The 25496-nt window shown below is 67.4% G+C and carries 22 protein-coding genes, 1 tRNA gene and 1 riboswitch; of the genes, 10 read left to right on the forward strand and 13 right to left on the reverse strand.

Going from position 1 to position 25496, the window contains the following annotated elements:
• Positions 1 to 234 precede the first annotated feature (234 nt).
• On the reverse strand, positions 235 to 3846 hold the full coding sequence (locus V6V88_RS10485) for an ABC transporter ATP-binding protein (protein WP_223575289.1): 3612 nt from the start codon (positions 3844 to 3846) through the stop codon (positions 235 to 237).
• Positions 3847 to 3941: 95 nt separating this feature from the next.
• Here V6V88_RS10485 and V6V88_RS10490 point away from each other — a divergent pair, with 95 nt between their 5' ends.
• Entirely contained in the window at positions 3942 to 4877 is a 936-nt protein-coding gene (locus V6V88_RS10490; RefSeq protein WP_056316296.1) for a LysR substrate-binding domain-containing protein, read from the forward strand.
• Positions 4878 to 4922: 45 nt separating this feature from the next.
• Here V6V88_RS10490 and V6V88_RS10495 read toward each other — a convergent pair whose 3' ends face one another.
• The 4 genes from V6V88_RS10495 to V6V88_RS10510 form a co-directional block, all read right to left on the reverse strand.
• Complete coding sequence (locus V6V88_RS10495) at positions 4923 to 5711, reverse strand: ABC transporter ATP-binding protein (protein ID WP_056316298.1); 789 nt, start codon at positions 5709 to 5711, stop codon at positions 4923 to 4925.
• The gene (locus tag V6V88_RS10500; protein WP_056316301.1) at positions 5699 to 6469 is read right to left on the reverse strand and encodes an ABC transporter permease; all 771 of its coding nucleotides are present in this window, start codon (positions 6467 to 6469) and stop codon (positions 5699 to 5701) included. The genes V6V88_RS10495 and V6V88_RS10500 overlap by 13 nt, the downstream gene beginning before the upstream one ends.
• Positions 6470 to 6487: 18 nt before the next feature.
• Positions 6488 to 7486 (reverse strand): aliphatic sulfonate ABC transporter substrate-binding protein, encoded by a 999-nt coding sequence (locus tag V6V88_RS10505; protein WP_056316304.1) that lies wholly within the window; start codon positions 7484 to 7486, stop codon positions 6488 to 6490.
• Between the two features lie 213 nt (positions 7487 to 7699).
• Entirely contained in the window at positions 7700 to 8455 is a 756-nt protein-coding gene (locus tag V6V88_RS10510) for an SDR family oxidoreductase (protein ID WP_223575292.1), read from the reverse strand.
• Between the two features lie 164 nt (positions 8456 to 8619).
• On the opposite strand from V6V88_RS10510, the gene V6V88_RS10515 reads away from it, so the two are divergent.
• From V6V88_RS10515 to V6V88_RS10535, 5 genes are all read left to right on the forward strand, one after another.
• The gene (locus tag V6V88_RS10515; protein WP_223575295.1) at positions 8620 to 9513 is read left to right on the forward strand and encodes an AraC family transcriptional regulator; all 894 of its coding nucleotides are present in this window, start codon (positions 8620 to 8622) and stop codon (positions 9511 to 9513) included.
• A gap of 111 nt (positions 9514 to 9624) precedes the next feature.
• On the forward strand, positions 9625 to 10812 hold the full coding sequence (locus V6V88_RS10520; RefSeq protein WP_223575297.1) for an FAD-binding oxidoreductase: 1188 nt from the start codon (positions 9625 to 9627) through the stop codon (positions 10810 to 10812).
• A 1-nt stretch (position 10813) separates the two neighbouring features.
• Entirely contained in the window at positions 10814 to 11425 is a 612-nt protein-coding gene (locus V6V88_RS10525) for a HutD family protein (protein ID WP_223575299.1), read from the forward strand.
• 68 nt (positions 11426 to 11493) lie between these two features.
• Positions 11494 to 12243, forward strand: a complete 750-nt coding sequence (locus V6V88_RS10530) for an electron transfer flavoprotein subunit beta/FixA family protein (protein WP_062840831.1) — start codon at positions 11494 to 11496, stop codon at positions 12241 to 12243.
• Positions 12243 to 13175, forward strand: a complete 933-nt coding sequence (locus tag V6V88_RS10535) for an FAD-binding protein (protein ID WP_223575301.1) — start codon at positions 12243 to 12245, stop codon at positions 13173 to 13175. The genes V6V88_RS10530 and V6V88_RS10535 overlap by 1 nt, the downstream gene beginning before the upstream one ends.
• Before the next feature lie 7 nt (positions 13176 to 13182).
• On the opposite strand, the gene V6V88_RS10540 is transcribed toward V6V88_RS10535, so the two are convergent.
• Together V6V88_RS10540 and hutG are read right to left on the reverse strand one after the other, a co-directional pair.
• Positions 13183 to 14196: a LysR family transcriptional regulator gene (locus V6V88_RS10540; protein WP_056316326.1), complete on the reverse strand. Its 1014-nt coding sequence runs from the start codon at positions 14194 to 14196 to the stop codon at positions 13183 to 13185.
• A 32-nt stretch (positions 14197 to 14228) separates the two neighbouring features.
• The gene (hutG, locus tag V6V88_RS10545) at positions 14229 to 15032 is read right to left on the reverse strand and encodes an N-formylglutamate deformylase (RefSeq protein WP_223575303.1); all 804 of its coding nucleotides are present in this window, start codon (positions 15030 to 15032) and stop codon (positions 14229 to 14231) included.
• Between the two features lie 251 nt (positions 15033 to 15283).
• On the opposite strand from hutG, the gene V6V88_RS10550 reads away from it, so the two are divergent.
• The gene (locus V6V88_RS10550; protein WP_056316331.1) at positions 15284 to 15967 is read left to right on the forward strand and encodes a MarC family NAAT transporter; all 684 of its coding nucleotides are present in this window, start codon (positions 15284 to 15286) and stop codon (positions 15965 to 15967) included.
• Positions 15968 to 16085: 118 nt separating this feature from the next.
• Here V6V88_RS10550 and V6V88_RS10555 read toward each other — a convergent pair whose 3' ends face one another.
• Positions 16086 to 17387 (reverse strand): LLM class flavin-dependent oxidoreductase, encoded by a 1302-nt coding sequence (locus V6V88_RS10555; RefSeq protein WP_338619579.1) that lies wholly within the window; start codon positions 17385 to 17387, stop codon positions 16086 to 16088.
• Positions 17388 to 17568: 181 nt separating this feature from the next.
• Positions 17569 to 17675: riboswitch (TPP riboswitch) on the forward strand.
• A 98-nt stretch (positions 17676 to 17773) separates the two neighbouring features.
• Here V6V88_RS10555 and V6V88_RS10560 point away from each other — a divergent pair.
• Positions 17774 to 19225: a sodium:solute symporter family protein gene (locus V6V88_RS10560; protein ID WP_338619233.1), complete on the forward strand. Its 1452-nt coding sequence runs from the start codon at positions 17774 to 17776 to the stop codon at positions 19223 to 19225.
• Between the two features lie 417 nt (positions 19226 to 19642).
• On the opposite strand, the gene V6V88_RS10565 is transcribed toward V6V88_RS10560, so the two are convergent.
• The 5 genes from V6V88_RS10565 to V6V88_RS10585 form a co-directional block, all read right to left on the reverse strand.
• A tRNA-Ala gene (locus tag V6V88_RS10565) sits at positions 19643 to 19718 on the reverse strand.
• Positions 19719 to 19787: 69 nt separating this feature from the next.
• The gene (gene xth, locus V6V88_RS10570) at positions 19788 to 20570 is read right to left on the reverse strand and encodes an exodeoxyribonuclease III (protein ID WP_152384069.1); all 783 of its coding nucleotides are present in this window, start codon (positions 20568 to 20570) and stop codon (positions 19788 to 19790) included.
• Positions 20571 to 20989: 419 nt separating this feature from the next.
• Positions 20990 to 21211 (reverse strand): hypothetical protein, encoded by a 222-nt coding sequence (locus V6V88_RS10575; RefSeq protein WP_063952506.1) that lies wholly within the window; start codon positions 21209 to 21211, stop codon positions 20990 to 20992.
• An 85-nt stretch (positions 21212 to 21296) separates the two neighbouring features.
• A complete protein-coding gene (locus V6V88_RS10580; protein ID WP_056316342.1) occupies positions 21297 to 22079 on the reverse strand; it encodes a 3-oxoacyl-ACP reductase in 783 nt (260 codons plus the stop codon).
• Positions 22080 to 22096: 17 nt separating this feature from the next.
• Positions 22097 to 22900, reverse strand: a complete 804-nt coding sequence (locus V6V88_RS10585) for a FadR/GntR family transcriptional regulator (RefSeq protein ID WP_062840836.1) — start codon at positions 22898 to 22900, stop codon at positions 22097 to 22099.
• Positions 22901 to 23189: 289 nt separating this feature from the next.
• Between V6V88_RS10585 and V6V88_RS10590 the strand changes: the two genes are divergently transcribed.
• Positions 23190 to 24626, forward strand: coding sequence for an aldehyde dehydrogenase family protein (locus tag V6V88_RS10590; RefSeq protein WP_174245458.1), 1437 nt, complete (start codon positions 23190 to 23192; stop codon positions 24624 to 24626).
• Between the two features lie 101 nt (positions 24627 to 24727).
• Positions 24728 to 25432 carry a riboflavin synthase gene (locus V6V88_RS10595; protein ID WP_062840838.1) on the forward strand — a complete coding sequence of 235 codons (705 nt, stop codon included), beginning with the start codon at positions 24728 to 24730 and terminating at the stop codon, positions 25430 to 25432.
• Positions 25433 to 25496 lie beyond the last annotated feature (64 nt).

Below are 25496 nucleotides of genomic sequence, written 5' to 3' on the forward strand. Positions count from 1 at the left end.
CGCCAGATACGGAACTGGCGACGGGGCCGCGCGGGCGACGACTTAATGGCGTCGCGGGGACACGCGCGGGACGGCGTTCGGCATGGGGTACATCATGCAGCCTCCCTGTCGGTGGGTGAGGGGAAAAAAAGAATGGGCAAGGGCCCGAATTGCCGATTCTATCGAAGTGATATAGGCGAATCAACGGGCCGAGTGCAGGGACCGAATGGGCTGTCGGTTTTTTTCAACGCGACGTTAGCCGGCCTGCGACGCCGCGGCCGCGTAGCCGCCCTGATGGCTTGCCAGCCGCGCATACACGCCTTGCTTGCGCAGCAGTTGGTCATGCGTGCCGGACTCGGCCAGCGTGCCGCGGTCCAGCACCAGGATCAGATCGGCGTCGCGGATGGTGGACAGGCGGTGCGCAATCACGAGCGTCGTGCGGTGGCGCATCAGCACGTCCAGCGCGCCGCGCACCTGCATTTCCGACAGCGTGTCCAGGTGCGAGGTGGCCTCGTCCAGAATGAGCACCGGCGCGTTCTTCAGGAAGGCGCGGGCGATCGAGATGCGTTGGCGCTGGCCGCCCGACAACTGCATGCCGCGTTCGCCCACGCGCGTGGCCAGACCCTCGGGCAGGCGCTTGACGAAGTCGGCCAGCGCCGCCTGTTCCAGCGCGCGCATCAGGTCCTCGCGGCTGGCCTCGGGGCGGGCCAGCCGGATATTGCCTTCGAGCGTGTCGTTGAACAGGTAGGTGTCCTGCGTCACCAGCGCCACGCGCTCGCGCAGGCCGTCGAGCCTGAGCTGGCGCACGTCCACGCCGTCCAGCTTGACCGCGCCTTCGCGCGGGTCCCAGAAGCGCAACAGCAGACTGGCCACCGTGCTCTTGCCGGCGCCCGAGGCGCCCACGATTGCCACGGTGGCGCCGGCCGGCACGGTGAAGCTGAGGTCGTGCAGGGTGTCCTGGCGCTTGCCAGGATAGGCAAAACTGACGCGATCGAACGCGAGCGACAGGCCGTGGGCCGCCACCGGCGCGGGCAGGGGGCCGTCCACGACCGGTTCGGGTTCGTTGGCCACCACATGCAGTCGGCGCGTGGCGGCGATGGTGTCGGCCAACTGTCGGCTGACCTGCGAGATCTCCGACACCGGCAGGAACGTGGCCAGTGCAATCAGCACCAGCAGGGGCAGCATGCCGGCGGACAGCGTGCCCGCCTGCACCTGCAACGCGCCCACGACCGCCACGGCCAGGCCGCCCAGGCCCATCGCCGTTTCGAACCAGGCGGTCTGGCGCGACAGGTCGCGCAGAATGGCAAGACGCCGCTCGCGGTAGTGGTCGGCGACCTTCAGGAACTGGTCGCGGCGCCGGCCGGTGGCCTGAAAGGCGGTCAGGTCCGCCAGGCCCTGGATGGTGTCGGTGGTGTGGGCGCTCATTTCGCCCAATGCCTGGCGCGCCTTGTCGCCCAGGGCGTCCACGCGCTGGCGGCCGCGCACCGGCGACAGCAGCGCGTAGGCCAGGAAGGGCAGCAGCGCCAGCGCAACCGGCCAGCTGTAGAACCCCAGAAAGCCCAGCACGGACAGCGGCACCAGCACCGACACGATGGCCGGCGCGATGGTGTGCGCGTAGAAATATTCCACCATCTCCACGTCTTGGGTGGCCAGCGCCACCAGGTCGCCGGAGCGGCGCTGCAGCAGATAGGCGGGCGCCAGCCGTTCAAGTTTGTCGTAGAGCTTGACGCGCATGTCGGCAAGCAGCTGATAGGCCATCGCGTGCGCCAGCCACGATTCCAGCCAGTGGAAAAGGGCGGCCAGCGGCGCGGCGATCAAGAGGCCAGCGACCAGCGCGCCGGTCTCGCGGCCATCGCGGATGGCGGCCACGATGAGGGCGCTGAACACGCCCACGCCGATGAAGGCGGCCACGCGCGCCACGCCAAGCAGGATGGTCGCAATCAGCGTGCCGCGCCACGGCCGCACCACCGACAACAGCGTGCCTAGCGTGGCGCGCCAGCCGACCTGGTCGGCGTCGGCGTCCAGCGAGCGCAGGGCGGGGCCCCGGTCGTTGCCGTCGTCCGGGACAGCCGCCCGCGCCGTGTCGGGCCGCGCGGCGGGCGTCGTGCCCGCGGCGGGATTCCGATGCGCGGCGGCCTGTTCGTGCATCAGCCGGTGGTACAGCCCGCCTTGGCGCATCAGCGCGGCATGGGGTCCCGATTCCGCCACGCGGCCCTGGTCCAGGACCAGGATGCGGTCGGCGCCGATCACGCTGGCCAGGCGGTGGGCCAGGATGAGCGTCGTGCGGCCGGCCATCAGACGGTCGAGCGCCTGCTGGATCAGCGCCTCGTTCTCGGTGTCCACCGAGGACAGCGCCTCGTCCAGGATCAGGATGGGCGCATCGCGCAGCAGGGCGCGGGCGATCGCCACGCGCTGGCGCTGGCCGCCCGACAACTGCAGGCCGCGTTCGCCGATGCGCGTGGCGTAGCCGTCGGGCAGCGCCATGATGAAGTCGTCGATGTTCGCGGCGCGCGCGGCCGCGCGCACCTCGTCCTGCGTGGCGTCTGGGCGGCCCAGCCGCAGGTTGTCGTCGATGGTGCCGTGAAACAGCGTGATGTCCTGGCTGACCAGCGCAAAGTGCGACAGCAGGAACTGCGTGTCCAGCGTGTTGATGTCGTGTCCGCCGACCCGCACCACGCCGCCTTGCGGCACGCATTCGCGCAGCAGCAGCCGCACGATGGTGGACTTGCCCGCGCCGCTGGGGCCGACCACGCCAACGCGTTCGCCCGCCGCGATCCGAAACGCCAGGCCCTGATGGGCAGCGCGTTCGGGCGTATATGAAAACGCCACGTCGTCGAACTCGATGGTGGGCGCCAGGCGGGCGGCGCCCGCTCGCACGGCGTCCGCTCGCCCGGCGCTGTCCGGGGCGGGCGTCAGCGGTTGGGCGTCCATCAGCGCGTGGATGCTGGCGGCGGCCGACTGGCCCAGCATGCCCCGGTGTAGCACCGCGCGCAGGTCGCGCAGCGGCCGGAAGATCTCGGTGCCCGCCATCAGCACGATCAGCAGCGCCTCGACGCTCATGTCGCCGGCGGCGACGCGCCACGCGCCCAGCGTCAGCGCCAGCGCGGCGCCCAGCGCCACGCCCAGGTCGCTGATGCCGCGCGTCAGCAGGCTGACGGACAGGACCCAGAAGGTGTTGTCCGACAGGCTGCGCGCGCGGGCGGCCAGCCGTTCGCCCCAAGCCTTGCCCTGGCCATATGACTTGAGCGTGGGCAGGCCCTGCACGGCGTCCAGGAATTCTTCGCCAAATTCGTTCAGCGACCGGCTGCGCGCCAGGCTGGCGCGCCGGTCCAGCATGTGCACCGCCATCGGCCCGAACAGCGCGAACAGCGCCGCGGCCAGGAACACCAGGGCGGTCGGCACGTCCCAGAATGCGATGACGGCAAAGATCGCGAACGGCGCGGCCGCGGCGATGGCGACCTGCGGCAGGTACTGTCCGAAAAATGTCTGCAATTGTTCGACGCCGTCCACCACGGTGAGCATGACGCCGCCGGTGCGCTGGTTGGCAAACCATGCCGGCCCCAGCGCGACGATGCGGTCGTACAACCGAGCCCGCAGCGTGTGCTGGATGGCCGCCGACGTGCGGTTGGCCTGCACCGTGCGCCAGTCGTCCAGGAAGGCTCGCAGCAGCACCATGGCCGCCACGCACAGCGCGGGCGCCGCCCAGTCCTGCCACGGCGCACCGTCGAACACGCGGGCCAGCAACTGGCCCAGGAACACGTAGCGTGCAATCCCGGCTGCCAGGGCCATCAGGCCCAGAAAGATGCCGCCCGCCATGCCGGCGCGCAGACCCTCGGTCAGGCGCCACAGCCTCGAATCGAAATACATAGCCGTTTACTCCATCCAGAGCCTGCATGGTCCACGATCCGGCCTGCATGCGAAAGCGATGAATTTTCAATCAAGGGTTGAGATAAACTCAACCGATGTCCGACGCCTCCACCCGCACTCCGCCGCTGGCCGCCTTGCGCGCCTTCGAAGCCGTGGCCCGGCTGGGCAGCCTGAGCCGCGCCGCGGCAGAGCTGAACGTCACGAAAAGCGCCGTCAGCCATCAGTTGCGGGCGCTTGAGGCCGACCTGGGGGCGCCGCTGCTGCGTCGGGGCGGCACCGTGCGGCGCGCCGAGACCACGGAAGCGGGCGCCGCCTTGCTGGCATCCGTACAACAGGCCTTGACCCTATTGGAGACAGCCTGCCGCAATGTCCGGGCCAGCGCCCGCGGCAAGCGGCGCTATACGTTGAACGTGTCCGCCAACCCCTCGCTGGCCGCGCTGTGGCTGGCGCCGCGCATCGGGCGGTTCATCGAGTTGCATCCGGATATCGACATCCAGGTGTATCTGCATGCCAGCCAGGATCCGGCCTGGAAAACCCAGGACATCGATCTGGCCTTCCTGCATGTGCGGGCGATGGGACCGCACATCGCCGCGCCGGGCGACATCCCGCTCATGACCGAGACCGTGGTGCCGGTGTGCAGCCCGGCGCTGGTGCCCGAGGCCGAGCGCAACGATCCGGGCGTGTTCCTGCGTCATCGCTGGCTGGAGGAAAAGCACATCGACAGTCCCGAAACCGACTGGCGAACGTGGCGTCCCAGGCTGGGTCTGGCCCCGGACGACTGGCAGGACCCGATGGTGCTGAGCGGCCTGAGCACCGTGGTGGCCGCCGCGGCGGCGGGCGTCGGGATCGCGCTGGGCCGCGCGCCGCTCATCGACGAAGACCTGGCGAGCGGCCGGCTGGTGCCGTTGGCGCCCCACCTGCGCATGGCGGGTTCGTGGGGCTATGTGATGCGCATCCACGCCAACCGGCCGATGGATCCTTCGTTGCCGGCGCTGGTGGAGTTCCTGGCCGAGGAAGGCCGCCGCGCGTAGCTGGGCGTGGGGCAAGGGCGGGGCGCCCATCGGGCCCCCCCGCCATTAGTCGGCCGCCAGCTCCATGCTGCGCGTGACTTCCTCCTGCACGCGCTCCCAGATGGCGCGCTTCAGTTCCACGAAGCGGGGCGACAACTGCACGTCGGCGCTGCGCGGATGCGGCAGGTCGTTCTGGATGTCCTGCACGATGCGGCCGGGCTTGGATCCCATGACGGCCATGCGCGTCGACAGGGTCAGTGCCTCGTCGATGGAGTGCGTGATGAAGACGATGGTCTTGCCGCTCTGCTCGTAGATCGACAACAGCTGGTCTTGCAGCACCTGCCGCGTCATCGCGTCCAGCGCGGCGAAGGGCTCGTCGAACAGCATCACGTCCGGGTCGTTGGCCAGCACGCGCGCGATCGACACGCGCTGCTTCATCCCGCCCGACAACGCATGCGGATACTTGTCCGCCGCGTGCTTCAGTCCCACCATCTCGATGAAACGGCGGGCGATCGGCGCGCGTTCCTGGCGGGACATGCCCCGCATCTTCAGGCCGAACTCCACGTTTTCCTGGACCGTGCGCCACGGAAACAGCGCGTACTGCTGGAACACCATGCCGCACGCGGCGGTCACGTCGGTGACCTCTCTGCCGTTGATCTGCACCGATCCGGTGTTGGGCGTGATGAAGCCGGCCATCAGGTTCAGCAGCGTCGACTTGCCGCAGCCCGAGGCGCCCAGCAGCACCAGGAATTCCCCGCGCTTGACCTCCAGGTTCACCTTGTCCAGCACGGGCACGTCGCCGTAGGCCTTGGAGACGTCCGTCAGCCGGATCATCGTGTCGTTCATCGCTGCCATGCCAGCACCCACCGTTCAAGAAGCCGCAAACACAGATCGGTCACCAGCACGGTGAAACTGATCAGCACCATGCCCAGCACCACCGTGTCGGTCTGGAAGAATTCCTTGCCGTTCATGATCATGAACCCCAGGCCTTCCTTGGACGCCACCAGTTCCGCCGAGATCACGCAGGTCCAGGACAGGCCCAGGATGATCTTCATGCCCGACAGGATCTGCGGCAGACAGCCGGGAAACAGCACCTCGCGCATGACCTGCCAGCGGTTGGCGCCCAGGTTGCGCGCGGCGCGCACCAGCACCGGATCGATGCTGCGCGAGGCTTCCATCACGTAAAGCAGGGCGGGCACGAAGGAACCCATGAAGACGATGCTGTACTTCTGCGTTTCGGTAATGCCGAACCACAGCAGCGACAGCGGAATCCAGCTCATCGATGGCAGCGGGCGCAGGAACGAGATGATGGGATCGAAGACGGCGCGCGCCACCTTCGAGGTGCCCAGCAAAATGCCCAGCGGAATCGCGACGATCACCGCGGCCAGAAAGCCCACCATGACGCGGCGCGTCGAGGCCAGCACGTTGTAGAACAGCGTGCCCTGGTCGGACATGGACAGCGCCCGCGCCAGGACCTGGGACGGCGCGGGCAGGAAAATGGGATCGACCGCGCCGGCGCGGCACAGCCCCTCCCACAGCAACAGAAAACCGAGCAGCGAAAACACGCTGACCCAGAGCAGGCGTGTTTCGCGTGAAGAAGAACGTGCGGACATAGGCAGAATGTCCCGGGTTCAGAGATACGCGGACTGGACCCAGTCCTTGACGGCGGGCGCGCGGTCGATCTGCTTGAGCGACACCAGCATCTCGGCCAGTTTCTGCATGCCGTTCACAAAGTTGCCCGGTTCGATCATCAGGGCTTTCTGGTCCTCGGCCGAATACCACTGCGTCTGCTTGATGACCGCAAGCTGTTCGTCCTTGGACAGGCCCGTCAGCTCCAGCAGCACGCCCGCGGCCTCCTCGGGCTGGTTCGTCAGCATCGCATTGGCCTGGAACACCGCCGTGAGGAACTTGCGCACGGCCTCGGGGTTCTCCTTGCCCAGCTTGGCATGGGTCAGCAGCACATCGGGACCCGGGGTGATGGCGTACTGCTTGTAGAGCGAGAACGCCGTATCGTCCAGCAGGACATGCGTGCCCGGCACGGCCTTGATGCGGTCAAAGGCCGGCGTCCACGCCACGGCGGCGTCGATCTGCCCGCCCTGGTAGGCCGACAGCAGGTTGGTGGCCGGCAGGTTGATGATGGCCACGTCGCGATCAGGGTTCAGACCGGCCTGGCGCAGCACGTCCAGCAGCAGCACGTGGGCGCTGGAGGCGTAGGTGACGCCGATCTTCTTGCCCTTCAGGTCGGCCACCGACTTGACGTTCTCGCGCACCAGCACGCCCTCGGCGCGGCCGAAGTTGTTTGGGGTCGCGATGACCTGGAACTGGCGCGCGCCCGCGGCCATCAGCGCCAGCGACGACACCACGCCGGTGCCCGCCAGATCGATGTTGCCGGCCATCACCGCGCTCATGCGGTCGGACGACGTGGCAAAGCTCTGCCATTTGATGTCCAGGCCCTGCTTGGCGAACAGCCCCGTTTTCATGGCGATGTAGGCGGAGTAATGGCCCAGCCACGCGGAGCCGCCATAGGTGTAGGACGCGCCCGCGGCGCGGCCGATCATCGGAAAGCCCAGGGCGCTGGCGCCCGCAAGCGCGGCCGTGCGCACCAGCATGGCGCGGCGATTCATGTTCATATTTTTCCCCTACTGTCTGTAGATTGACCGATGGATTCCATGTCGCCGGCACTCTGGGGTGCGGCAGACGAGACTTTCGCCCGAGCATCCGGCCGCGGCATGAATATAAGGAGCGGCGATGGTCAACATCAGCGGCGCTTAATCGGCGCGCCGCAGGCAGCAAGGGAAAGGCCGGCGCGGCCGCAACGCGCGGCCGTGCCCGAGGCGCCCGTGTCAGATGCCCTGGCCGCCCGAGACTTCGATGCGCTGGGCGTTGACCCAGCGGTTGTCTTCGGACAACAGGCTGGCAATCATCGGCCCGATGTCGTCGGGCACGCCCACGCGTCCCAATGCGGTCATGTCCGCGAACGCCTTGTTGAACTCGGGCGTGTCGCGCACCGCGCCGCCCAGAAAGTCCGTTTCGATGGCGCCCGGCGCCACGGTGTTGACGGCGATCCCGCGGTGGCCAAGCTCCTTGGCCAGGTAGACCGTCAGCACCTCGACGGCGCCCTTGACCGCGGCATACGCCGCCCAGCCGGGCGCCGACACGCGCGTCAGGCCGCTCGACAGGTTCACGATGCGGCCGCCGTCGGCTAGCAGCGGCAGCAGGTGCTGCGTCAGAAAGAACACGCCCTTGAAGTGCACGTCGACCAGGTTGTCGAAGGCCTCGACGCTCATGTCGGCAATCTGCGCCATCTCGCCATGGCCGGCGTTGTTGACGAGATGATCGAAGCGGTCGCGCTGCCATGTCCGGGCCAGCGCCGCCTGCAGGCGGGCGGCAAAATCCGGAAACGCGGCGACGTTGCCCGCATCGAGCTGCAACGCGACGGCCTTGCCGCCCAGCTGTTCGACCTCGGCGACGACCTCGTTGGCCTGCGCCTCGCGGCTTTGGTAGGTGATGACGACATCGTTGCCGTGGCGGGCGAGTGCCAGGGCGGCGCTGCGGCCCAGGCCGCGGCTCGATCCGGTGACGAGAGAAATCTTGCTCATGGAATGGCTCCTTGGTGGCTTGCGATGAGGCTTCCATTCTGTGGCGGAAGCCGCCGATGGCCTTTGCCTGAACGTTGACGTTGTTGGCCTGATCCTCCAAATGTGCGCCCGGCTCGACGAGAACCCATTACGATGGCCCCGTGGCAACCTCTTGCGAATCCTCCATGAACGACGCCCTGCGCGCGGCCGCCAGCCGCTACGCGGCGTGCCACGCCGGGCTGGCCGGTTTGGCACAAACCCCCATCCCGGGACTCGCCGTCATCCGCGCGGTGCAGCCCAGCGGGCTGGACCACGCGATCTCGCGGCCGCTTGCGTGCCTGGTGCTGCAGGGCGCCAAGCGCGTGTCGCTGGGTGCGGACACCTTCGATTTCGGCGCGGGCGATTCGCTGCTGATCACGGCCGATGTGCCCACCGTCAGCCAGATCACGCGCGCCAGCGCGGCGCAGCCGTATCTGTCGCTGGTCCTGGATCTGGATCTGGCCGTCATCGCCGAACTGGCCCTGGAAATGAAGCTGGGGCCGGGAGAACCCGGCGCGCCGGTGCGGGTGGAGCAGACGGATGCCGAAGTCGCCGACGCCGCGCTGCGTCTGCTGCGCCTGGTCGAACGGCCGACGGCGCTGCCCATTCTGCAAGCCCAGCTGGTGCGCGAAATGCACTATTGGCTGCTGGCCGGCCGCCACGGGCAGGCGATCCGCCAGCTGGCCGGGCCGGCCAGCGCCGTCCCGCGCATCGCGCGCGCCGTCGCGCTGCTGCGGGCCGAGTTTGCGCAACCGCTGCCGGTCGAGCGGCTGGCGGCCGCGGCGGGCATGAGCGCCTCATCGTTCCATCAGCACTTTCGCGCGGCCACGTCGCTGTCGCCGCGCCAGTTCCAGAAGCAACTGCGCCTGATCGAGGCGCGCCGGCGCATGACGGCCGAGGGCGCGTCCGCCAGCAGCGCGGCATTCGGGGTGGGCTATGAAAGCGTGCAGCAGTTCACCCGTGAATACCGGCGGATGTTCGGCCTGCCGCCGGGCAGGGATGCCGAGGCGATACGCGCCGCCGCCAGCGCCGCCGCCTGACACCCGGCGCGCTTTTCCAGAACGCTTTTATTAAGTATTCGCGGCGCTTATATTGCCGCGGCTCCGAAAGGCCGGGCCCACACTCGCGGCACTTGTCCTTGGAGCCTTGTCGTGAAAAGTTATGACGTGATCGTGATTGGTGCCGGCGTGATCGGCAGTTCGGTGGCCTTTCACCTGGCCGAGCTCGGCGCGAAGAACGTGCTGGTGCTGGACCGCGAGACCATCGGGGCGGGCACCACGTCGCAGTCGTCCGGCATCCTGCGCACGCACTATTCCGTGCGCGAGAACGTGGAGCTGGCCCAACGCTCCTGGAGCGTGTTCAACAATTTCGCCAGCTATCTGGGCGACGACGAGGCCTCCTGCGGACTGGTCAAATGCGGCTACCTGATCACCGCCGCCGACGACGACAAGCTGGAACCGCTGCGCGGCGCGCTGGCGCAGCAAAAGGCGCAGGGCATCGCGCTGGAATTGCTGGATGCCGCCCAGGCCCGCGAACTGCTGCCCATCGCGTCTTTCGACAACGCCGCGCTGATCGGCTACGAGCCGGAAGCGGGCTTTGCCGACGCGTACCTGGTGGCCACCAGCTTTGCGCGCGGCGCGCGCCGCCGTGGCGTCACCATCCGCGAGAACGTCAACGTCCAGCGCCTGCTTATCGACAACGGCCGCGTGACGGGCGTTTCCACCTCGGAAGGCGACTACCACGCCCCGTTGGTCATCAGCACGCAGAACATCTGGACGCCCGAGCTTGCCGGCTGGACGGGCGTTGCCATGCCCGTCGTGCCTGAGCGCCACGCCGTGCTGGCGCTGGAATGCGACGCCGCGCCCTATACGTATTCGATGCCCGTCTTCAAGGACCTGGCGTCGCCCGGCATGCTGTACTGCCGCAGCTACGGCGGCAACCAGATGCTGGTGAGCGAGGGCATCGTGGGCGAGGCGCTGCAAAAGAGCGACGCCGAACAGGGCGACATTCCGCTGGACTACGTGGCCGAAGTCGGTGCCCAGGTCGCGGACCGCTTTCCGGCCTACGAGTCCGCCGGACTGGCGTCGTCCTGGACCGGCGTCTACGACGTGACGCCCGACTGGAATCCCGTGCTGGGCCGCGTGCCCGGCGTGCAGGGCCTGATCGTGGGCTTTGGCTTCTCGGGCCACGGCTTCAAGCTGTCGCCCACCGTGGGCCGCGTGCTGGCGCAGGAGGCGCTGGGCCTGGCGACCGACGTGTCGCTCACGCCTTATGAACTTGGCCGCTTTCAGCGCGGCGCGTTGTTGACCGGGAAGTACGGCCTTGGCGCGGTGTCCTGATTTGGCCGCGCCGCAGCGCGCCAGCTGGATGGCGCTGCCGCCCGAGCCCTGGAAAAACGGCGGCGGCGTCACGCGCACGCTGGCAGCCGACCCGGACGGGCGCTGGCGCGTCAGCATCGCCGATATCGAGCGCGACGGCCCGTACTCGCGCTTTCCCGGCTACGACCGCGTGTCGGTAGTGCTGTCCGGGGAAGGCGTGACGCTGCAAGGGGAAGGGGTTGCCGTGCCGCTGCGGCCGCGCGAACCCGCGCCGTTCGGGGGCGATGACGTGCTGCAGTCCACGCTGATCGGCGGGCCGGTGCGCGTGCTGAACCTTTTTGTCCGGCGTGGCGAGGCGGTGGCGTCGGTGACGTGCACGGGCGTGGCGGCGGGCCGATGCGACGTGGGCGGCTTGCCCGGCACGTTGGCCGGGCGCACGGTCACGCAGTTGATCGTGGCCGCGGACGCGGGTGGGACGGGCGGTCAGGGTGGTTTTCCGGGGGAGCTGGAGTCAGGCGAATACCTGTTGTGGCGGGACGTCCCCGCACCAGACGCCCGCCCGCTGCCTGCCACCCCCGCCGCCGGATTCGCCGTGATCCTCACCATCGCCGTCTCCGCTGCCAGCCCCGGCTGAACAAGCTGCATCCGTTTCCGCCGCGATGCGGTAACGGCCGTTGATTCCTTTCACTCAGGAGTGTTTCCATGAAGGTACTTGCCGCGGTCAAGCGCGTGGTTGACTACAACGTCAACGTACGCGTCAAGGCCGACCAGAGCGGCGTGGACATCGGCAACGTCAAGATGTCGATGAACCCGTTCGATGAAATCGCCGTCGAGGCCGCCGTGCGCCTGAAAGAGCAGGGCGCTGCCGCCGAGGTCGTGGCCGTGTCCTGCGGCACGGCCCAGTCGCAAGAGACGCTGCGCACCGCGATGGCCATCGGCGCCGACCGGGGCGTGCTGGTGCAGACGGATGCCGCGCTGCAGCCGCTGGAAGTGGCCAAGCTGCTGCGCGCCGTCGTGGAGCAGGAAGCGCCCGCGCTGGTGATCCTGGGCAAGCAGGCGATCGATGACGACGCCTGCCAGACCGGCCAGATGCTGGCGGCCCTGCTGGGCTGGCCGCAGGCCACCAACGCCAGCGCCATCGCCATCGGCGACGGCACGGCGCGCGTCACGCGCGAGGTCGACGGCGGGCTGGAAGTGGTGGAACTGACCCTGCCCGCGATCGTCACGGCGGACCTGCGCCTGAACGAGCCGCGCTACGTCACGCTGCCCAACATCATGAAAGCCAAGAAGAAGCCGCTGGATGTCCAGACGCCCGCCGCGCTGGGCGTGGATCCCGTATCCCGCCTGCAGACGCTGCGCGTCGAGGAACCCGCGGCGCGCGCGCCCGGCATCAAGGTGGCGGACGTGGCCGCGCTGGTCGACAAACTGAAGAACGAAGCCAAGGTGATCTGATGACGGTCCTTGTTATTGCCGAACACGACAATCGGGCGCTCACCGGCGCCACGCTCAACACCATCGCCGCGGCAACCCGGCTGGGCATGCCCGTCCACGTGCTGGTGGCGGGCGGGGACGCGCAGCCCGTGGCCGACGCCGCCGCGCGCGTTGCCGGGGTGGACAAGGTGCTGCTGGCGCAAGCGCCGCAGCTTGCCGATGGCTTGCCCGAAGCCCTGGCCGCGCAGGCGGTCGCGCGTGCCCCCGGTTACTCGCACCTGTTCCTGCCCGCGACGGCGCAGGGCAAGGGCGTGGCGCCGCGCATCGCCGCCTTGCTGGACGTGGCGCAGATATCGGATGTCATTGAAGTGCTGGCGCCCGACACGTTCAAGCGTCCCATCTACGCCGGCAATGCCATCGCAACGGTCAAGAGCGGTTACCCGGTTATCGTCGCCACCATCCGGCCCACGGCCTTCGACGCCGCGCCCGCCGAGGGCGGCAGCGCCGCGGTGGAAACGGTCGAAGCCGTCGCTGGAAGCGGGTTGGCGCGATTCGTCAGCCGCGAGATCGCGGTGTCCGAACGCCCCGACCTGGGCGGCGCCCGCGCCGTGGTCTCGGGCGGACGCGGCCTGGGCAGCGCCGAGAACTTCAAGTTGCTGGATCCGCTGGCCGAAAAGCTGGGCGCAGCTCTGGGCGCCTCGCGCGCCGCGGTGGACGCGGGCTACGCGCCGAACGACTGGCAGGTCGGCCAGACCGGCAAGATCGTCGCGCCGGAGCTGTACGTGGCGGTCGGCATCTCGGGCGCCATCCAGCATCTGGCGGGCATGAAGGATTCCAAGGTCATCGTGGCCATCAACAAGGATGGCGATGCGCCGATCTTCGGCGTGGCCGACTACGGGCTGGTCGGCGACTTGTTCGAGGCCGTGCCGGCGCTGACGGCATCGCTGCCGTAATCGCGCGTCAACGCCGCAGGCTGCGCCACAGCGTGGCCGGCGGCAGCCCCAGGGCCGGCGCAAGTTCCTTCTGGATCAGGCGTTCCATGGCCATCAGGATCACGTCGCGGGCCTCAAAGGGCAGCTTGCCCACTTCCTGCTGGCGCGCGGCCAGGAACAGCGTGCGCGACAGGCTGGGATCGTCGGCCCGCGCCGCGCCCAGATATGGCGCCAGCGGCAGCACGCGCAACTGGTCCAGAAAGTGGCGCGACTGCCAGATGCACAGCGGCGTGCTGATGCCAAAACCCAGGCCCGCCGTGACCAGGCTGAGCAGCGGGTCGGTGTTGTCGAATTCGTAGGTGCGTTCAATCGTCACGCCGTGCGACTCGACCAGCCGGTCGATCTCGGCGCCGATGAACGAACGCGCGCTGTAGCGGATGAACTGCGCGCGCTTGCCCAATTCCTTGAGCGTATCGATCCGGTCCATGTTCATCGAACGCGGAACGATCAGCACGTAGGGCTCGCTGAACAGGCTGTACTTGCGGATGTTGGGTTTGCCCGCGGACGCGCTGGTGGTGACGACGAGGTCCAGTTGCCGGTCCTCCAGCTGCTTGTCCAGCACGGGCGTGATGCCCGACCACAGCCGGATCTGACGCGACGCGCCGGACAGGCCGTGGATCAGCGTGGGGCCCAACGTGCCCGCAAAGGAATCCACGCAACCGAAACGCACGATGTTGCGCTTGGCCCGGCTAAGGTTGCGCACGCTCTCGGTCATGTCGCCGGCCTGCGCCAGCAGCCGCGCGGCGTGTTCGAACAGCAGCTCGCCGGCCGGCGTGGGCCGGGCCGGGCGGGTGCTGCGGTCCAGCAGTTCGGTCGACATGGCGGCTTCAAGCTGCTTGATCCGCTGCGACACCGCCGCCTGCGAGAACCCCAGCAGCCGCGCTGCGCCGGACACCGACGCGGCTTCCACGACCGCCACCCAAGTCAGCAGCAGGTTCCATTCCGGGTAGTTTTCCGTGGTGCTGAACGAAAAGCGGGTCATGGCGTTGGCGTCCGGCTGCGAAGGGCGGGGGGTTAGCGCTGGCGCGCGGTGGTCTGGCGCAGCGCGGCAGTCACCATGCCTTCGACCACCGGAATGACCTTGCCGGCCAGGTCGGGGCGATAGCCGTACGGGTACGTTTCGTCCATGTAGGTGGACTGGCACATCTCGAGCTGGATGGCGTGGACGTTGTCCGCCGGGGCGCCGTAGTGGCGGGTGATGTAGCCGCCCTTGAAGCGGCCGTTGACGGCCCAGGTGTAGTCGGTGCACGCGTCCAGCTGGCCTTGCACGGCGGCCAGGATATCGGGCGCGCACGACGCGCCGTCGGACGTGCCGATGTTCAGGTCCGGCAGCTTGCCGTCGAACAGGCGGGGCAGGACGCTGGCGATCGAGTGGGCTTCCCACAGCAGCACCGTGCCGTGCTCGGCCTTGATGCGGTCGAGCTCTTCGCGCAGCTTGGCGTGATACGGCTTCCAGTACGCCTCCAGCCGCTGGGCGCGTTCGGCGTCGGTGAGCACGGCCTCGTTCTGGTACAGCGCATCGCCGCGAAACGCCTGGGTGGGGCACAGGCCGGTCTTGGTCTGCCCGGGATACAGGCTTTCGTCGTTGGGCGGGCGGTTCAGGTCGACCACGTAGCGCGAATAGCGCGCGCCCAGCACGGAGGCGCCCAGCGCCTGGGCAAATTGGTACAGGGTGTCCAGGTGCCAGTCGGTGTCGCCCGACTGCAGGGCGACGGATGTCATTTGCGGCTGTTGCGCCTCGGGAATCTGGCTGCCGAGGTGGGGAATAGAGATCAGCAGCGGGGCGGTGCCGCGGCTGAAGTGATAGATGTCGCTCAAGAGAAACTCCGGGTGGCAATGGCAATGCGCCGCGGCAGAACCGCGGGCGGCGGGCGCTTGTATGCTAGGCAGCGCGGCCCGCCGCGGGAATTGCATCAGTTTAATGGATGCTGATGATTAGCCGGGGCGATGCTGAACGCCTTGACCAAGGCGCGGACGCGGGGGAACGCGCCCGCTTCGTGTCCTTGCGGCAGCAAACCGCCGGGCGGGGTGAGGTAGAGTAGATGGCTCGCACACTCTAGCGAGCCTTCATGATCGATGAACTGATTCAACTGGGCAAGCTGGTCAGCCTGGGTCTGGCGCTGATGTTGCCGCTGGCCAATCCGCTGACTTCCATGACGCTGCTGCTGTCGCTCGGAAACCAGATTCCGTTCAAGGAACGGCAGAAGCAGGTGACCCAGGCGGCGTTCTATGTCGTCGGGATCATGCTGGTGACGTACTACGCCGGCGCGCTCTTGATGCACACCTTCGGCATTTCCATCCCCGGATTGCGCATCGCGGGCGGGCTCATCGTGGTCACCATCGGCTTCAGCATGCTGTTTCCGTCGGACCATCCCCGCGCCCTGGAGGCCGAAGCCACGGCCGATGCGTTGGAGCGCGAAAGCCCGAACATCGCCTTCGTGCCGTTGGCGCTGCCGGGCACCGCCGGCCCGGGCACGATCGCGATGATCATCAGCGGCGCATCCTCGGTCGATTCCGCCATTGCGCCCGACTATGTGCGCTGGGTGGTCGCCGTCGCGCCCGTCATCGTGTTCTCGCTGCTGGGGCTGCTGTTCTGGATCTGCCTGCATTGGGCGGGCCGCATCGTGGCCGTGATCGGCAAGAGCGGCGTCGAGGCCATCTCGCGGGTCATGGGCTTTCTGCTGGTCTGCATGGGGGTGCAGTTCGTCATCAATGGCGTGCTGGAGATCGTGGGCACGTACCCCAATCTGTAGATGCCGGGCCCCGACCGCGAATTCGTGACCTGGGCCTGATCGGGCTGGCCTGCCTCGCGTGCGTGACGGGCGTCCGGCGGGTTCTGGTCCCGTTGACGGCGCGTCAGTTTGCCGCCCTTCAGTTGCCCGCCATTTGCCGTCCTGGCCGTTCCAATCCCAGATGCCCGCGCAGCGTGGCGTGTTCGTAGTCTTTACGGAACAGTCCGCGCTTTTGCAGCACCGGCACCACCTGTTCTACGAAATCGTCGATGCCGCCCGGCAGTGACGGGGGCATGAGATTGAAGCCGTCGGCGCCTTCGTTCCTGAACCAGTGTTCCATCCGGTCGGCGATCTGCTCTGGCGTTCCCACCATCGTGCAGTGCCCGCCGCCCGCGGCCAGCCTGCCCAGCAACTGGCGCACCGTGGGCTGTTCGGTTTCGATGATGCGCAGGATCGTCGCGTAACGGCCCTTGGGCCCCTTGAACTCGGACAAGGGGGGCAGGGGCGGCACGGGGGCGTCCAGTTCCCAACCCGAGCAATCCTGCAGGACGAACATCCCCAACTGTCGCAGCGAGGCGTCCGCGGGCAGCAGCTCGTCCAGTTCGCGCTGCTTGGCGCGGGCTTCGGCTTCGGTCGAGCCGACATAGGTCACCAGCCCGGGCATGATCGGCACGAAGGCGTCGCGGCCCGCGGCCCGCACCCGCTGCTTGATGTCGCGGTAATAGGATTGCGCGGCCGGCAGGTCGTAGGCCACCGCGTAGATGGCTTCCGCGCGCCGCGCCGCCAGATCGCGGCCCTGGTCCGAGGCGCCTGCCTGGAACAGCACCGGATGGCCTTGCGGAGGTCGCGGCACGGTCAACGGGCCGTCCACCAGGAAATGTTCGCCGTGGTGATCGATCTTGTGCAGGCGGTCGGGCACGCCAAAGTAACCGTTGCGGTCGATGGCCAGGGCGTCGTCGTCCCACGAGTCGAACAGCCGCAGCGCGACGTCGACAAACTCCTCGGCGCGCGCGTAGCGCCAGTCGTGGCCGGGCATGGCTTCGTAGCCGTGGTTGCGCGCTTCGGCGTCGAACATCGACGTCACCACGTTCCACCCCATGCGGCCGCCGGAGATGTGATCCAGCGAGGCCACCATGCGCGCCGCATGAAAAGGCGTGAAGAACGTGCTGGATACCGTGCTGATCAGCCCGATGTGCGTGGTGGCGCGGGCGATGGCCGCCATCGTGGTCAGCGGTTCCAGGTACCAGCGCGGACCGTCGCCGATGTTGTCCATCGACTGGCCGTCGGCAAAGAAGATGGCGTCCAGCTTGCCGCGTTCGGCCGTGCGCGCCAGGCTTTCGTAATAGGCGATGTCCCCCAGCCGCTCTGCCGCCGAGTCCGGGTGGCGCCAGGCCGCGCGGTGGTGGCCGCAGCCGAAAATGAACAGGTTCAGGTGCATTATGGCGATCAGGTCTTCTTTGGCGTCATCGGTTGCCGCGTCCGGCGCGCCCGCCGGTGCCGCAAGCGGGCGAAATTAGCATAAATCACCCGCGCGGGCGCCCGCCACCCTTGCCAGCCACCCCCGCCCGCCACACCGGCCTGCGCCGCGCGTTGACATAGCCGCGCCGCTCTCCTAACCTTGCGGCAATTCCTGGGGGAGCCCTGCATGGGCTGAGATTCCGCGGCAACGCGGTAACCCTTTGAACCTGATCCGGGTAATGCCGGCGAAGGGAAGGACTCCGCAAGTCTCGCGCGCCCTCCCTGATTCCACTCATCTTGCGGCCTTCCGACGGCGGGCCGCCGCGTTACGCGTGTGGCCGCAGGCCGCCCGCGGGAGGACCGACCTTCATGTTGACCCAAACCACCGCCCTGATATGGCTGTTGCTGTTCTCGGGCGGCTTCGCCGTGGCCAGCGTGCTGTACACCCGGCGCAAGCGCAGCACGCTCGAAGACTACATCGTCGCGCGCAACAGCCAGGGGTCGTTTGGCACGATCCTCACGCTGATGGCGTCCACGCTGGGCGCCTGGATTCTTTTCTCGCCCGCGCAGGCGGCCACCTGGGGCGGCCTGGCGGCCGTGATCGGCTACGCGCTGGGCTCGATGTCGCCGCGGCTGGTCATGATTCCGCTGGGACGCCGCATGCGCGCACTGATCCCGCACGGTCACACGCTGACGGAGTTCCTGATGGCGCGCTATGGCCGGCCCATGTATGGCCTGGCACTGTTCATCATGCTCTTTTATCTCTTCATCGCGCTGTCCGCCGAGGTCACGGCCATCGCCAAGCTGGTCGCGATGCTGGCGCCCGTGCCGCTGTGGACCACGGCCGCCATCGTGATGGGGACGACGCTGCTCTACACCACCTACGGCGGGCTGCGCTCTTCGATCTTCACCGATCAGGTGCAGATGATGATCATCGTGCCGCTGCTGCTGGTGTTGTGCGTCGTGGGCTGGCTGGCGGCCGGCGGCGCATTGCCCACCATCGAGGCGCTGCAGGCCAAGGCGCCGCAACTGCTGGATGTGACCGACCCGGTGGGCGTGAAAGCCGGCCTGACCTTCTTTGTCGCCATCCTCTTGACCGGCATCTTCCACCAGGGCAACTGGCAGCGCATCTACGCCGCGCGCGACGCGCGCACGATGCGCAACGGCTTTCTGCTGGGCGGCGTGCTGGTGGCGCCGTTCATATTCCTGATGGGCCTGTTCGGCCTGGCGTTTGTCGGCCTGGCCCCGGCGGGCGACAGTTCCATTGCGCTATTCAGCGTCATCATGCCGCACGCTCCGGTGTGGTTCGTCATCGCCCTGATCCCGCTGGGCCTGGCGCTGGTCATGAGCACCGCCGACACCGCCATCAGCGCGGTGACCAGCATCATCGCGGTCGATCTGCGCCGCCTGATGCCCAACGCCACCGCCGGCACCATGAAGCGCCTGGCGCGCTCGCTGGTGCTGCTGATGGCCATTCCCGTCATGATCGTGGCCTCGCAGGGCTACAGCGTGCTGTACCTGTTCCTGCTGGCCGACCTGCTGTGCTCGGCCGCCGCGTTCCCGGTGTTCTACGGCCTTTTCAGCCGCAAGCATGACGGTTTCACTGCCACGCTCTCGACCATTACCGGCCTCGTCGCCGGCCTGTTCTTCTTTCCCGCACCGGGCGACAAGCCTGTTTTCCTGCTGGAATCGTTCCTGCTGGCCGCGTTTGTGCCGGTGGTGACGACGGTGCTGATCCGGCTGGTGATGCGCGGGCGCAAGGAGTTTGATTTTGCGACGCTGAGCGGGGCGGTGCGCAGGTTGGATCAGGAGCGGGTTTGAGGGGAGGGGCCTAGCGGATAGGCATGGGCTTGGCAGGCGTCTTGTCCCGAACAATATTGAAGATCTCGACCTCCTCGTCACTTAGTGGGCCGGCTTCATGAGCGATGGCTGCCAGTAGCGAGCCTAGGCATGTCTGGCGGCTTGCCGGACGGCTGGGGCGGGATTGTCGAAGAGGCTCAAATCGCTACTGCGACTTTGCTCGGCTACGCGATCTCCCGCTGCGGTATACCGCGGTTCGGACGTGTGCTGAAGTTTGATGAAAGGCATAAAGAAAGTCCGCTCGGCCATTGCGGCCCGATGGCGAACATTCTGGGCCGGCCAGCGACGGCGGCCAACGCCTACACGAAGCAAATCAGACGCACAGAAACAAAAAAGCCTTGGCACACAAAAGTGTCCAAGGCTTTTCCGTCTGGAATTTGGTGGAGCGGAGGAGGATCGAACTCCCGACCTTCGCATTGCGAACGCGACGCTCTCCCAGCTGAGCTACCGCCCCAAATCAAGCAAGAGCAGAAATATACAGGAATTCGGCCTGGGTGCGCAACATGCGCCGGACCGAATTTTTTCAAACGAATTGCAGGGTGGCGATGACCGGGGCGTGGTCCGAGGGCTGCTCGTTGCGGCGGGGTTCCTTGTCGATGACGCAGGCGACGCAGCGCTTGACCAGCGGGGCGGACAGCAGCACGTGGTCGATGCGCAGGCCGGCGTTGCGGCGGAAGGCGAATTGGCGGTAGTCCCACCAGCTGAACGACTTTTCCGGCTGTTCGAACAGCCGGAACGAATCGGTCAGGCCCAGGTCCAGCAGCGAGCGCAAGGCCTGGCGTTCGGGTTCGGACACCAGGACCTGCCCTTCCCACTTTTCGGGGTTGTGCACGTCTTCGTCGGCCGGGGCGACGTTGTAGTCGCCCAGCACGGCAAGGCGGGGGAATTGCTTGATCTCTTCGGCCAGCCACTTGCGCATGGCTTCGAACCATTCCAGCTTGTAGGCATACTTGTCGGAACCGACCGACTGGCCGTTCGGGCAGTAGGCGCAGACGACGCGCACGTCGCCTTCGGGGCTGGGGAAGGTCAGGGCCAGCACGCGCTGCTGCGAATCCTCGAAGCCGGGAATGTTGCGCACCATCGTCGTGCCGGGCATGCGCGAGATGATCGCGACGCCGTTGTAGGTCTTCTGTCCGGCCCAGACGGCGTGATAGCCGGCTTCCTTGAACGCCGCCTCGGGGAATTTGTCGTCGGTGAGCTTGAGCTCCTGGATGCACAGCACGTCGACGGGATTGGCGGCGAGCCAGTCCAGGACCTGTTGCAGGCGCACGTTCAGGGAGTTGACGTTCCAGGTGGCGAGTTTCATGTTTTCTTCAGACCGTTTATTCAGGCGGTTCTTGGCGGTGGCGCCTTCCAAACCCCGGTCTAGCTACTCATCTGGCTACGCATCCGGGGCGTGGTTGGCATTCGCCGGGGATAAGGCCAGATGATACCCGCTCATGCCGTCTTCTTCTGCTTGCTGAACTCCGCAAGGTCCGCAAGGTGTCTGACACCCTGGGGAGACGATCCTCAGTTCGTGGCGGCGTCCCAACGGGTGTCAGACACCGGCCAGCGAAGCTCCGCCATTGCCGCAAGGTGTCTGACACCCTGGGGAGACGATCCTCAGTTCGTGGCGGCATCTCAACGGGTGTCAGACACCGGCCAGCGAAGCTCCACCGTCGCCGCAAGGTGTCCGACCCCTTCAAGCAAAAACCCCGATTCCTGCGAATCGGGGTTTTTCTTTTGCTACTCACTGATGTGATTGAACTCGACCGAGCCCGGTTCGATGCCGCCGCGCCGCAGTCGGCCGTCGACATCGTCCGGATTTCCGCCCGCCGCGTCTGCCGCCGGCAGGTCCAGCCAATTTGCCAGTTCCTGCTTCGCCTGCTGGCTATCGGAGATCCCGCCATTGACCAGCGCCACGCCGTCGCTGCCGTCGAGCTTTCGATAACTGATCTGTGTCTTCATCTTGCCTCCTGGGTTGCGGTGGATTGCCGGTCCACCGTAACACACGACGCGTTGGCGCCATCCGGGGGCAACCCGGAGGTGACGGTCAGCCCTTGACCAATCCGCCATCCACAATCAGGTTTTGCCCGGTCACCGCGCGCGACCACGGGCTGGCGAAGAACAGGACGGCGTCGGCGAATTGTTCCGGCGTGGTGACCTCGCGCAGCGGGGTGCCGGCGGCGATCATGTCGAAGACGGCGTCGGGGGTGGCGGCGGACGCGTCGGTGGTGCGCAGCAGGCCGCCGGACACCATGTTGACGGTGATGCCGTCGGCGCCCAGCTCGTGCGACAGCGTGCGGGTGAAGGCCAGCAGCGCGGCCTTGGCGGCGGTGTAGTCGTGGTAGGGCACGACCGGGTTCTGGACGAGGTTGGTGCCGACGTTGATGATGCGTCCGCCGCCGGCGGCGCGCATGCCGGGCAGGGCGGCTTGGGTGGTGTTCAGCGCGGCGCGCACGCTGCCTTCGAGCTGGGCGTTCATCTGCGCCCAATCCAGCGTGTCGGCGTGGGGGCGGGCATCGCCATTGAACTGGAAGGCGGGCAGCGCGTTGTTGACGATGGTGTGGACCGGCTGGCCGAAATGTTGGCTGGCGCGGGCGACCATGGCGGCGACGGCGGCGGGGTCGCGCACGTCGGCCTGCACGGCCAGGGCGCGGTCCGGGGCGGTGGCAGCAAGAGCCTGCGCGCGGTCGGCGCTGTTCAGGTAGTTGATGACGACCTTGGCGCCTTCACGCAGAAAGGCCTGCGCGATGGCGGCGCCCAGGCCGCGGCTGGCGCCGGTGACGATGACGAGTTGCTGGTCCAGGGTCGGTTGCGGGCGTTGCGATGACATGAATTGAAGCTTCCTGCTTAGTGTTCCGAGCCGCTGTTGAGCATGCGGCTGCGGGCTTTTTCGATATGGGCGCGCATGACGTTGCGGGCGCCCTCGGCATCCTGATCGCGGATCAGTTTATAGATGTGGCGATGTTCGTCGATAGCGGCGCGCGTGCGCTTCCAGGGTTCGCTGTGGACCAGGTGGCGCATGACGTTCACGGCGTGGCTGACGTCGTACTCCAGCGACTTAAGCACCTGCACGAAGCGCTGGTTGCCGGTGGCGGACGCAATGGCGCGGTGAAACCCGTAGTCGTGATGGTGGGCGATGGCGCCGGACGCGTCGGCTTCTTCGTAGCCGGTCAGCATGCGGTCCATTTCCTGCAGGTCTTCGGGCGTGCGGCGCAGCGCGGCAAGGTGGGCGCATTCGGGCTCGATCACCATGCGCAGTTCCAGGCCTTCCAGGATATGGCCCACGCGGCGCGCGGGGTCCACGGCGGGCATGCCGCCCATCAGGTCCGGTTTGGACTTGACGTAGGTGCCGGAGCCGCGGATCGAGTCCACGAGCTGGTCTTCACGCAGGCGATCCAGCGCCTGGCGCACGACCGGCCGCGACACCTCGAAGAGGGCGGCCAGTTCCAGTTCGGTCGGCAGCTTATTGCCGGGCGCGATCTTGCCGGTGGCGATCGCGTAGAACAGGCTTTCGTAGACGCGCTCGGCAAAACGCTCGGCGCGCACGTAGCCCAGGCCGGACGCCACCTCGGCCAGAACGTCCAGTTCGGGACGGGGTCGGGTGGCCGCGGCCAGCAGCGATTCCAGCTGCGGGTCACGTACGTTGCTCATCGGACGCTCCTTGAAGTGGGGACGGGTTGTCATGCGGCATGACTTCCCCGCAGGGCGCTAAGCCCCTGAAATATTAGGGATAACCCGATCATCCAGAAAAATATCCTGAACCTTGGGATAAAAGCTGTCATTCCAATTGACAAGTTACGGAGGGCTCCCGTACCTTGCCATCACACCACAACGCCCGCGCGCATGACGCGCTGGCGGCGCGGCTGGCCCTCTGCCGGCAAGCGCCTGGAGACACGCAGATTCCCCCAACCGGCCATTCGGCCGCTACTTTACTCCGCACATCGTGACTCAGAAGAACTTTATCGCCAACCAATGGGTGGCCGCGGCCACCGGTGAAACCATTCCCGTCCTGAACCCGTCCGATGGCAAGCCTTTCGAGGAACTGGCCCGCTCGAACGAGGCGGACGTGGACCGTGCCGTCAAGGCAGCCCGCCAGGCCTTCGAGGGCGAGTGGGGCCAGATGGCGCCCGCCGTGCGCAGCCGCCTGTTGATGAAGATCGCTTTTGCGCTGCTGGACCGCCAGGAGGAACTGGCGCAGCTGGAGTCGGCCGACACGGGCAAGCCCATCAAGCAGGCGCGCGCCGACGCCGCCGCGGTGGCGCGCTACTTCGAGTTCTACGCCGGCGCGGTCGACAAGCTGCACGGCGAGACCATTCCCTACACGCCCGGCTTCACGGTGCTGACCGTGCGCGAGCCCCACGGCGTGACTGGCCACATCGTGCCGTGGAACTACCCCCTGCAGATCTTCGGCCGCAGCGTCGGCGCGGCGCTGGCCGCGGGCAATGCCTGCGTGGTCAAGCCCGCCGAGGACGCCTGCCTGTCGCTCCTGAAGCTGGCCGAGATTGCCGCTGAAGTGGGCCTGCCCGCCGGCGCGCTGAACATCGTCACCGGTTACGGCCATGAGGCGGGCGCCGCGCTGTCCGCGCATCCCGGCATCGACCACATTTCGTTCACGGGCTCGCCGCAGACGGGCAAGATGGTGGCGCATGCCGCCGCCGAAAACCACGTGCCCGTCACGCTGGAGCTGGGCGGCAAGTCGCCGCAGATCGTGTTTGACGACGCCGACCTGGACGCCGCGATGCCGGTGCTGCTGGGCGCCATCATTCAGAACGCCGGCCAGACGTGCTCGGCCGGCAGCCGCGTGCTGATCCAGCGCGGCGTGTACGAGACCGTGCTCAAGCGCCTGTCCGACGCGTTCTCGGCCACGGTGACCGGCCCGGCGGCGGCCGACCTGGATGTGGGTCCGCTGATCAACGCGCGCCAGCAGGACCGCGTGCGCGGCTTCCTGGCCGAAGCCGAAGCGCAAGGGATGAAGGTCGCGGCGCGCGGCAAGCTGAAGGACGGCACGCCCGAGGCCGGCTTCTACCAGCCGCCCGTCCTGTTCCGCGACGTGCCGCCGGACAGCCGCCTCGCGCAGGAAGAAGTCTTCGGCCCGGTGCTGGCCGCCATGGTCTTCGACACCGAGGAAGAAGCGCTGGAAATCGCCAACGGCACGCTGTACGGCCTGGTGGCCGGCGTGTGGACGCGCGATGGCGGCCGCCAGATGCGCCTGGCGCGCAAGCTGCGCGCGGGCCAGGTGTTCGTCAACAACTACGGCGCGGGCGGCGGCGTGGAGCTGCCGTTCGGCGGTTCGCGCCAGTCGGGCTACGGCCGCGAGAAGGGCTTTGAGGCGCTGTACGGCTTCACGTCCTTGAAGACCATCGCGATCCGCCACTGATCGCGGGGCGGGGCGGCGGCCCTGACCCAGGACCCGGGCAAAATATCGGTTAACGTTGATGTTTTGCTTCCGGGGCCTGCCGCCCCGCATTCAGGATCCGTATGTTCACCGGTATTGTTCAAGGCACCGCGAAGATCGCAAAGATCGCGGATCGCGAAGGCCTGCGCACCTTCACGCTGGATTTTCCCCCTGGTTTCTGCACTGACCTGGCCATCGGCGCCAGCGTTTCGACGGACGGCGTCTGCCTGACCGTCACGGAAATCCTGTCCGAGAACCAGGCCACGTTCGATGTCATGCTGCAAAGCCTGGCGATCACCACGCTGGGCAGCTATGCCGAGGGCGACAGCGCGAATGTGGAGCGCGCGGCCAAGGACGGCGCCGAGATCGGCGGCCATCCGCTGTCCGGCCACGTGGACTTCACCTCGCAGGTGCTGATGGTGAAATCGTCGGACACCAATCGCCTGATGCGCTTCAGCATCCCCGAGGCCTTTCGCAAATACGTGTTCGCCAAGGGCTACATCGCCATCAACGGCGCCAGCCTCACCGTGTCGGAAGTGAACCGCGCCGAGGGCTGGTTCGAGGTCTGGCTGATTCCCGAGACGCGCCGCACGACGGTCTTCGAGGACAAGCAGGTGGGCGATGCGGTCAACATCGAGATCGAACGCAGCACGCAGGTCATCGTCGACACCGTGCGCGAAACCGTTCAGGAAAGCCTGGGCAAGCTGCAACCGCTGCTGGAAGCGATCCTGAAGGAAAAGGGACTGACGCTGGAGGACTTCGTCAGCCCACAGGGCAAGCTGAAGTAATACCGCCCAAGCGCGGCCACCGTGGCCGCCCTGGCTGCAATGGCCGGCGCCTTCGCGCCGGCCA

This window comes from Achromobacter sp. E1 (assembly GCF_037039475.1).
Taxonomy (GTDB): domain Bacteria; phylum Pseudomonadota; class Gammaproteobacteria; order Burkholderiales; family Burkholderiaceae_B; genus Achromobacter; species Achromobacter mucicolens.